This window comes from Vibrio sp. M250220 (genome assembly GCF_036533795.1).
Lineage (GTDB): Bacteria > Pseudomonadota > Gammaproteobacteria > Enterobacterales > Vibrionaceae > Vibrio.
In genome coordinates, this window is the sequence record NZ_JATABI010000020.1 from 46,905 (window position 1) to 53,614 (window position 6,710).

Consider the following 6,710-nt stretch of genomic DNA (forward strand, 5'->3'; position numbering starts at 1 on the left):
TACTACTCTAAATGTAGGTCGAGAGGGGTTTTACTGGCGCGGCCGCCAATTTCTCTAGTCAGTTTCGGTACCAAGTAACCAGAGACTTGTTCCAGCACGCCGGCCATGATTCTTTTGGCTTCCTGATCGGAAATAAAGAAATGCGCAGCGCCTTGCACCTTGTCTAGTACATGGATGTAATACGGCAGAATGCCTGCATCAAACAGTGCGTTGCTCAGCGCAACTTGGCTAGCAACACTGTCATTCACACCTTTAAGCATCACGCCTTGGTTGAGTAGAGTAACACCAACTTGTTTGAGTCGAGACAATGCGTTGGTCAGAGTTTGATCTATCTCCTGTGCATGATTGATATGCGTAACTAAGATCACTTGTAGACGAGTTTGAGCCAATGTGTCCGTCAGAGTCTGGGTGATGCGATCTGGGATGACGACAGGTAAGCGAGAGTGAATACGTAAGCGCTTAATATGGCCAATATCTGCAATATGCTTGATGAGCCAATTTAACTCCTCATCCTTGGCCATGAGAGGATCGCCACCGGATAAAATGATCTCATCGATTTCAGGGTGCTGCTGAATGTAGTCGAGGCTGGTTTGCCAAACTTGCTTAGACCCTTTGTTTTCGTCGTACGGGAAATGACGACGGAAACAGTAGCGGCAATTGACGGCACAGCCGCCTTTTACAATCATCAATGCGCGATTACGATATTTGTGCAGTAATCCTGGGATGGCATTGTTCTGCTCTTCGAGCGGATCGTTGGAATATCCTTGATGAATTTCAAACTCCTCACTCAATGGCAGCACCTGACGTAAAAGCGGGTCATAAGGGTTGCCTTTTTCCATTCTATCGACAAAACTTTGCGGCACACGCTGCGCAAAAAGCTTTCGAGCTTCAAACCCGTTCAGCCAAGGGGTCGGATCAATTTCAAGTTGTTCGAGCAGTTTTGCAGGATCCGAGATCCCATTCGCTAGCTGTTTAAGCCAGTTTTGCTCAACAGATTCAACTTTTCGGGTTATGATGTGCGGCATTGAATTTAGCTCTAAGAATGTAAGAGGAAAAAATGGCTACTGTTAGCACCAATGAATTTAAAGGCGGTCTAAAACTAATGCTTGATAACGAGCCTTGCGTTATCTTGGAAAACGAATACGTTAAACCTGGTAAAGGCCAAGCGTTCAACCGCGTAAAAATTCGTAAACTTCTTTCTGGTAAAGTGCTAGAGAAAACCTTCAAGTCTGGTGATACTTGTGAAGTTGCAGACGTAATGGATATCGACCTAGATTATCTATATAACGACGGCGAATTCTACCACTTTATGAACAACGAAACATTCGAGCAGATTGCTGCTGATGTTAAAGCGGTAGGTGACAACGCTAAGTGGTTGGTTGAAAACAACACTTGTATGTTAACTCTTTGGAACGGCAACCCAATTGTGGTAACGCCACCAAACTTCGTTGAGCTAGAAGTAACCGATACAGATCCAGGCCTAAAAGGCGATACTCAAGGTACGGGTGGTAAACCTGCAACACTGTCTACAGGTGCAGTAGTACGCGTTCCTCTGTTCATCTCTATCGGCGAAGTGATCAAAGTAGATACTCGCTCTGGCGAATACGTTAGTCGTGTAAAATAAGCATTACTTAGGTTAAGTTTTAGAAAAAGGTCACTTCGGTGGCCTTTTTTATTTTTATCTGCAAGGTTTGATGTGCCACAATTCTAGGTCAGTCCGATGGTACTAAACTATAACCTATGAAACAGTCTCTTAAAATATGGCTGGATGCCGCTCGACCAAAAACCTTGCCTCTCGCATTGGTTTCTATCTTAACGGGTAGCGTATTGGCGTACTCCACTCACCAATTCTCTTTTGTTGTTGCGTTATTGGCGTTTTTGACAGCGACTCTGCTGCAGATTTTATCGAATCTTGCCAATGATTATGGCGATGCAGTGAAAGGAACCGACAATGAAAATCGACTTGGACCGATGCGTGCGATTCAGTCAGGTGCAGTGAGTCAGTCTGCTATGAAGCAGGCGATGATGATTAATGTGGTCCTGACTGTTATTGCGGGTCTGACGTTGGTGATGTACGCGTTAGAAAGCTTACAGAGCATCTTGGCCTTTATTGGCTTGGGGATGTTGGCAATCGTTGCGGCAATTGCTTACACCGTTGGCAATAAACCTTATGGCTATGTTGGCTTAGGTGATATTTCCGTCTTTATTTTCTTTGGTTTACTTGGCGTAGCAGGGACTTACTTCTTGCATGCCGGCATCGTGGCGCCTTTGCTGATCCTGCCAGCGATTGGCTGTGGTTTACTGGCTGTCGCAGTCCTTAATATCAATAACATGCGCGATATTGATAACGACCAAGAATGCGGTAAGAAGACGGTCGCCGTGCGTCTTGGGCAAAAACGTGCCAAGCAGTACCACTTTGTCCTACTAGTGGGTGCTGTTATTGCTTTTGCCGCCTATTTGGTGCATCAACCTAGCCCAATATGGATCAGTCTGCCTTTTCTTCTCAGTCTTATTGTGACCTACAAACATGGTCGAGCAGTCTGGTTGGCACAGCAACCAGCGCAGATTGCGCCAATGATGCCTGCAATAGTGAAATGCTCAATGGTGACCAACTTGCTGTTTGCTGGAGTGGTCATAGCTCAAACTCTGGTGAGTTAAATGATGCATGTCATTGCAATGACTTAATGACCCTATATACTCGATGGAGATAACGAACGGTATGGGAAGGAATACTATGGAATACAATACCTCTGCCTTGTGCGACATCTACTTAGAGCAAGTCGATGTCGTTGAGCCCATGTTTAGTAACTTTGGTGGGTGCGCATCGTTCGCAGGCCAGATCACTACGGTGAAATGCTACGAAGACAATGGATTAATCCGTGAGATCTTAGAGCAAGACGGCCTTGGTCGAGTACTGCTTATTGACGGTGGTGGATCTTTACGCCGAGCTTTGATTGATGCAGAACTTGCGTCAATGGCAGAAGAGAACGAGTGGGAAGGTATTGTTGTTTACGGTTGCGTCCGAGAAGTGGATGAACTGGAAGACATGAGTATCGGTATTCAAGCTATTGCTTCTATTCCAGTAGGCGCAACGTCCCAAGGTGTGGGGGAGGTTGATATTCCGGTTAACTTCGGTGGCGTCACTTTCCTTCCAGAAGATTACCTATACGCAGACAACACAGGGGTGATTCTTTCTCAAGAACCACTTGATGTTGATTTAGAAATCGACGATGAAGAAGAAATCGTGGTTAATGAATAACCCGTGAATCTTTGCACAAACACTGGCCGAAAGGTCGGTGTTTTGTTTTATGGCCGTGAAGTAAGATAAGTACGACGAAGTTTGGTTGCATAAAGATAGCCCGCTGTTCCTCCGACAATATTGCCTAGTGCAATTCCGACAAATAGTCCTTCAATACCGTACCACTGACCGCCAAGCCACGCGCATGGTAAGGTAAAAAGAAACAAACGCATAAAGCTCCATTGGAAAGCACGCATCGGTTGATGAAGGGCATTGAGTCCAGAGACCAACATCATCATTATGCCTTGAAAACCATAGCTAAAAGGCACCACCAACAGGTAATGCCAAAGCAGATCTTTTACCGCAACCTCTTGAGAGAAAAGGGCTGCAATCGGGATACTGAGTGGCACCATCATAATGAATATCCCGAGCTGGAAGACGATGGAAAAGCGCATGCCAAGAAATAGACCAGCAAAACTTCTTGTTGGATTATTCGCTCCCATATTCTGGGCGATGAAGGGCGTTAGAGCTGAAGTCAACGCCATTAAAACTAATATCAGAATTGACTCAACTCTCTGCGCTGCGCCATAAGCGGCAACCGCTGCTGTGCCATGAGAAGAGAGCATCATCATTAAAATAGCGCCCGAGATAGGAGTTAGAGCATTAGATAGTGCCGCTGGAGTACCAATCTTAAGGATTTGTTTCCAGTCTTTTAAGAGAGAATCAAAGTTAGGCAGAGCAAGAAGCTTCTCACGTTTCGCCAATACATAAAGCGAACCGATTAAAGCCCCAAGCCAACTGAATGCACTGGCGATGGCAGCGCCTTGAATTCCAAGTTCTGGAAAAGGTCCGTAGCCAAAGATCAGTAGCGGGTCGAGTAGCCCGTTAATAAATCCAGCTAACATCATGATTTTTGCTGGGGTTTTTGTATCGCCTGTGGCACGAATTGCACTGTTACCCGCCATTGGGATCACCAGCAGAGGAATGGTGAGATACCATATCTGCATGTACTGTTTTATCAGCGGCAGTAAATCAGCTTTTGCGCCAAGAGCTAGAAATAAAGGCTCTATGGAAAAGAAACCTATCGCTGAAGCGAGCACCACAAGAGTCACAGCCAAGATTAGACCGTGGGTAGAAAATCGCGCAGCGTCTTGAGCTTGACCTTGTCCCAGCAAACGTCCAATGCTGGTCGACAGACCAATACCGATTCCCATAGTGATACAGTTGACCGCGAAGGTCACTGGAAAGGTATAGCTGATCGCCGCTAGGGCTTGTGTACCTAGCAGAGAGATAAAGAATGTATCGACTAAGTTGAACATCAGAATCGCGATCATGCCGAACGTCATCGGAACGGTCATCTGACGGAGAACTAGGGGAATTGAGCCTGTTAAAAGGCCATGCTTATCCTGCATTCGGCACAACTACTAGTGTTCGGAAAAGCGTAGGATACTTGATTGAGCCAACAGACACAAAAAAGGCCAGCAAAAGCTGACCTTTATTCTATTCTATTATCTAGAAAAATTACGCTTTAGCCGCTGCTGCCGCTTTTGCGATTGCTGCAAAGCTCTTAGCATCTAGAGATGCACCACCAACTAGCGCACCATCGATGTCTGGTTGAGAGAAGTAAGCTTCTGCGTTTTCAGGTTTAACAGAACCACCGTATTGGATAATTACTTGTTCAGCGACTTCTTGGCTCTTCGCAGCGATTAGAGCACGGATAGAAGCGTGAATACGCTGTGCATCTTCAGCTGTTGCTGCTTTACCAGTACCGATTGCCCAGATTGGTTCGTAAGCGATGATTGCATCGTTAAGTGCTTCTATACCGTAAGTATCGATAACAGCGTTGATTTGACGCGCACATACCGCTTCAGTTTCACCAGCTTCGTTTTGAGCTTCGGATTCACCGATACAGAAAACAGGCTTTAGGCCGTTCTCTTTCAGGAAAGCGAATTTCTTAGCGATGAACTCGTCTGATTCGTTGTGGTATTCACGACGTTCAGAGTGACCGATGATGATGTGAGTTGCACCGAAATCTTTCAACATTTCTGGAGACATGTCGCCAGTGAATGCACCACTGTTGTTTAGGTCAGTGTTTTGTGCACCAAGGATGATTTTGTTGCCACCTTTAGCGATTAGCTGTTCCGCTAAGTCAATGTATAGCGCTGGTGGAGCTACAGCAACGTCTACACCTTCAACGCCTTCAAGCTCAGCGTTTAGACCATTTAGCAGCTCTTTTACCATTGTTTTGCTGCCGTTAAGTTTCCAGTTACCCATCACTACAGGACGACGCATAGGAATATCTCCGTGTTTAATCAATTAATGTAAAAAATCTTCGTAAGAATATAACAGATAAAATGGGTTAGATCATGATTACCGTCATGTCTTAACCGGATATCATTTATTGGTAGGAGCAGTCATGCCACATATCTGGTGCAATTGATGGACATATCAGTGACCCATGGTACAAATTGGCTGAAACATGCTCGGAATTAAGCATAGAAATTGGTAATAGTGTTGTCCATTCACCCTTTCTCGTGAAACTCTCTTACATTTGAGGAATACTATGCCAAATCTAGTCATGGAATACTCCAACTCTGTGGATGAACGTGTCAATGTTCAAGGGTTGTTGGAAGATTTACATCAGGTTGCGATCCAGTGTGGGTTGTTTGATATCGGTTCAATCAAGTCAAGGGCACTGCGTTACCACAACTGGTTGATTGGCGATGAAGGAGACAGCGTTGACTTTATCCACATCAGTTTTGAACTGTTAGATGGGCGCAGTACAGAGCAAAAAAGAGAGCTGTCACGTCAATTGATGGATGTGCTGTCAGAGCAGGCAGGGCATGTACGTAGTCTAACGGTGAATATCCGCGACATGGATAAAGAGAGTTTTCAGAAAGTGGTAAATTAGATTACTTTGATCTAATTATTTTTAAATTTTGGGTATTCAAGATGTCAATGAAAGAACTGTTATTCTCGTTTCACGGTCGTATAGGACGTAAAACCTATTGGACTTGGAATGTGGCTTATTACTTACTAATTGTCGGTTTTGCGTTGGGAATGAATGTTCTGTTTCCATCCATAGCGCATCTTATTTTGCCGGTATTCTTGCTGATTGTTCTTTTACCGGATCTCGCCATCACAGCCAAACGTTGGCATGACAGAGGTAAGTCAAGTTGGTGGTTGCTGCTCAATATTCCTTTAGTGATTGGCCGAATGACAATGCCTGTTGGCGATCCAAGCCAAAGCGCGCAACCAACCACTTTACAAGCAGTGAGCTCAATGGCAGCACTGATTTGTGGTCTATGGATTCTAGTTGAGTGGGCGTTGTTGATCAAATCAGCTTGAAGATCAACGACGCCATATATGACTAGCCGTTAGCTTCTAACAGGCATACCTAGTCCTATGACTTTGTTCATTGCTTTGACATTTGCCAGTGCCTCACCAACTTGAGCGTTATAACATCTCAAGC

The 6,710-nt window shown here is 45.1% G+C and carries 8 protein-coding genes; 5 read left to right on the plus strand and 3 right to left on the minus strand.

What is annotated here, in order from left to right:
* Window positions 1-2 precede the first annotated feature (2 nt).
* The gene (gene epmB / locus QTN94_RS09365) at window positions 3-1,025 is read right to left on the minus strand and encodes an EF-P beta-lysylation protein EpmB (RefSeq protein WP_331427495.1); all 1,023 of its coding nucleotides are present in this window, start codon (window positions 1,023-1,025) and stop codon (window positions 3-5) included.
* A gap of 32 nt (window positions 1,026-1,057) precedes the next feature.
* Here epmB and efp point away from each other — a divergent pair, with 32 nt between their 5' ends.
* From efp to rraA, 3 genes are all read left to right on the plus strand, one after another.
* Entirely contained in the window at window positions 1,058-1,624 is a 567-nt protein-coding gene (gene efp / locus QTN94_RS09370; RefSeq protein WP_331427496.1) for an elongation factor P, read from the plus strand.
* A 116-nt stretch (window positions 1,625-1,740) separates the two neighbouring features.
* Window positions 1,741-2,658, plus strand: coding sequence for a 1,4-dihydroxy-2-naphthoate polyprenyltransferase (locus QTN94_RS09375; RefSeq protein ID WP_331417676.1), 918 nt, complete (start codon window positions 1,741-1,743; stop codon window positions 2,656-2,658).
* Between the two features lie 76 nt (window positions 2,659-2,734).
* Window positions 2,735-3,259 carry a ribonuclease E activity regulator RraA gene (rraA, locus tag QTN94_RS09380; protein ID WP_138971044.1) on the plus strand — a complete coding sequence of 175 codons (525 nt, stop codon included), beginning with the start codon at window positions 2,735-2,737 and terminating at the stop codon, window positions 3,257-3,259.
* Window positions 3,260-3,306: 47 nt separating this feature from the next.
* On the opposite strand, the gene QTN94_RS09385 is transcribed toward rraA, so the two are convergent.
* Both QTN94_RS09385 and tpiA read right to left on the minus strand, forming a co-directional pair.
* Complete coding sequence (locus QTN94_RS09385) at window positions 3,307-4,650, minus strand: MATE family efflux transporter (protein ID WP_331427497.1); 1,344 nt, start codon at window positions 4,648-4,650, stop codon at window positions 3,307-3,309.
* A 109-nt stretch (window positions 4,651-4,759) separates the two neighbouring features.
* Entirely contained in the window at window positions 4,760-5,530 is a 771-nt protein-coding gene (gene tpiA / locus QTN94_RS09390) for a triose-phosphate isomerase (protein ID WP_331427498.1), read from the minus strand.
* Between the two features lie 271 nt (window positions 5,531-5,801).
* On the opposite strand from tpiA, the gene QTN94_RS09395 reads away from it, so the two are divergent.
* On the plus strand, window positions 5,802-6,149 hold the full coding sequence (locus tag QTN94_RS09395) for a 5-carboxymethyl-2-hydroxymuconate Delta-isomerase (protein WP_138971042.1): 348 nt from the start codon (window positions 5,802-5,804) through the stop codon (window positions 6,147-6,149).
* 41 nt (window positions 6,150-6,190) lie between these two features.
* Window positions 6,191-6,586: a DUF805 domain-containing protein gene (locus tag QTN94_RS09400; RefSeq protein ID WP_331427499.1), complete on the plus strand. Its 396-nt coding sequence runs from the start codon at window positions 6,191-6,193 to the stop codon at window positions 6,584-6,586.
* Window positions 6,587-6,710: the final 124 nt, after the last annotated feature.

Excerpts from the sequence above, each read along its gene's own strand:
- epmB (WP_331427495.1), bottom strand. The coding sequence starts at position 1,025 with ATGCCGCACATCATAACCCGAAAAGTTGAATCTGTTGAGCAAAACTGG.
- efp (WP_331427496.1), top strand. The coding sequence starts at position 1,058 with ATGGCTACTGTTAGCACCAATGAATTTAAAGGCGGTCTAAAACTAATG.
- QTN94_RS09375 (WP_331417676.1), top strand. The coding sequence starts at position 1,741 with ATGAAACAGTCTCTTAAAATATGGCTGGATGCCGCTCGACCAAAAACC.
- rraA (WP_138971044.1), top strand. The coding sequence starts at position 2,735 with ATGGAATACAATACCTCTGCCTTGTGCGACATCTACTTAGAGCAAGTC.
- QTN94_RS09385 (WP_331427497.1), bottom strand. The coding sequence starts at position 4,650 with ATGCAGGATAAGCATGGCCTTTTAACAGGCTCAATTCCCCTAGTTCTC.
- tpiA (WP_331427498.1), bottom strand. The coding sequence starts at position 5,530 with ATGCGTCGTCCTGTAGTGATGGGTAACTGGAAACTTAACGGCAGCAAA.
- QTN94_RS09395 (WP_138971042.1), top strand. The coding sequence starts at position 5,802 with ATGCCAAATCTAGTCATGGAATACTCCAACTCTGTGGATGAACGTGTC.
- QTN94_RS09400 (WP_331427499.1), top strand. The coding sequence starts at position 6,191 with ATGTCAATGAAAGAACTGTTATTCTCGTTTCACGGTCGTATAGGACGT.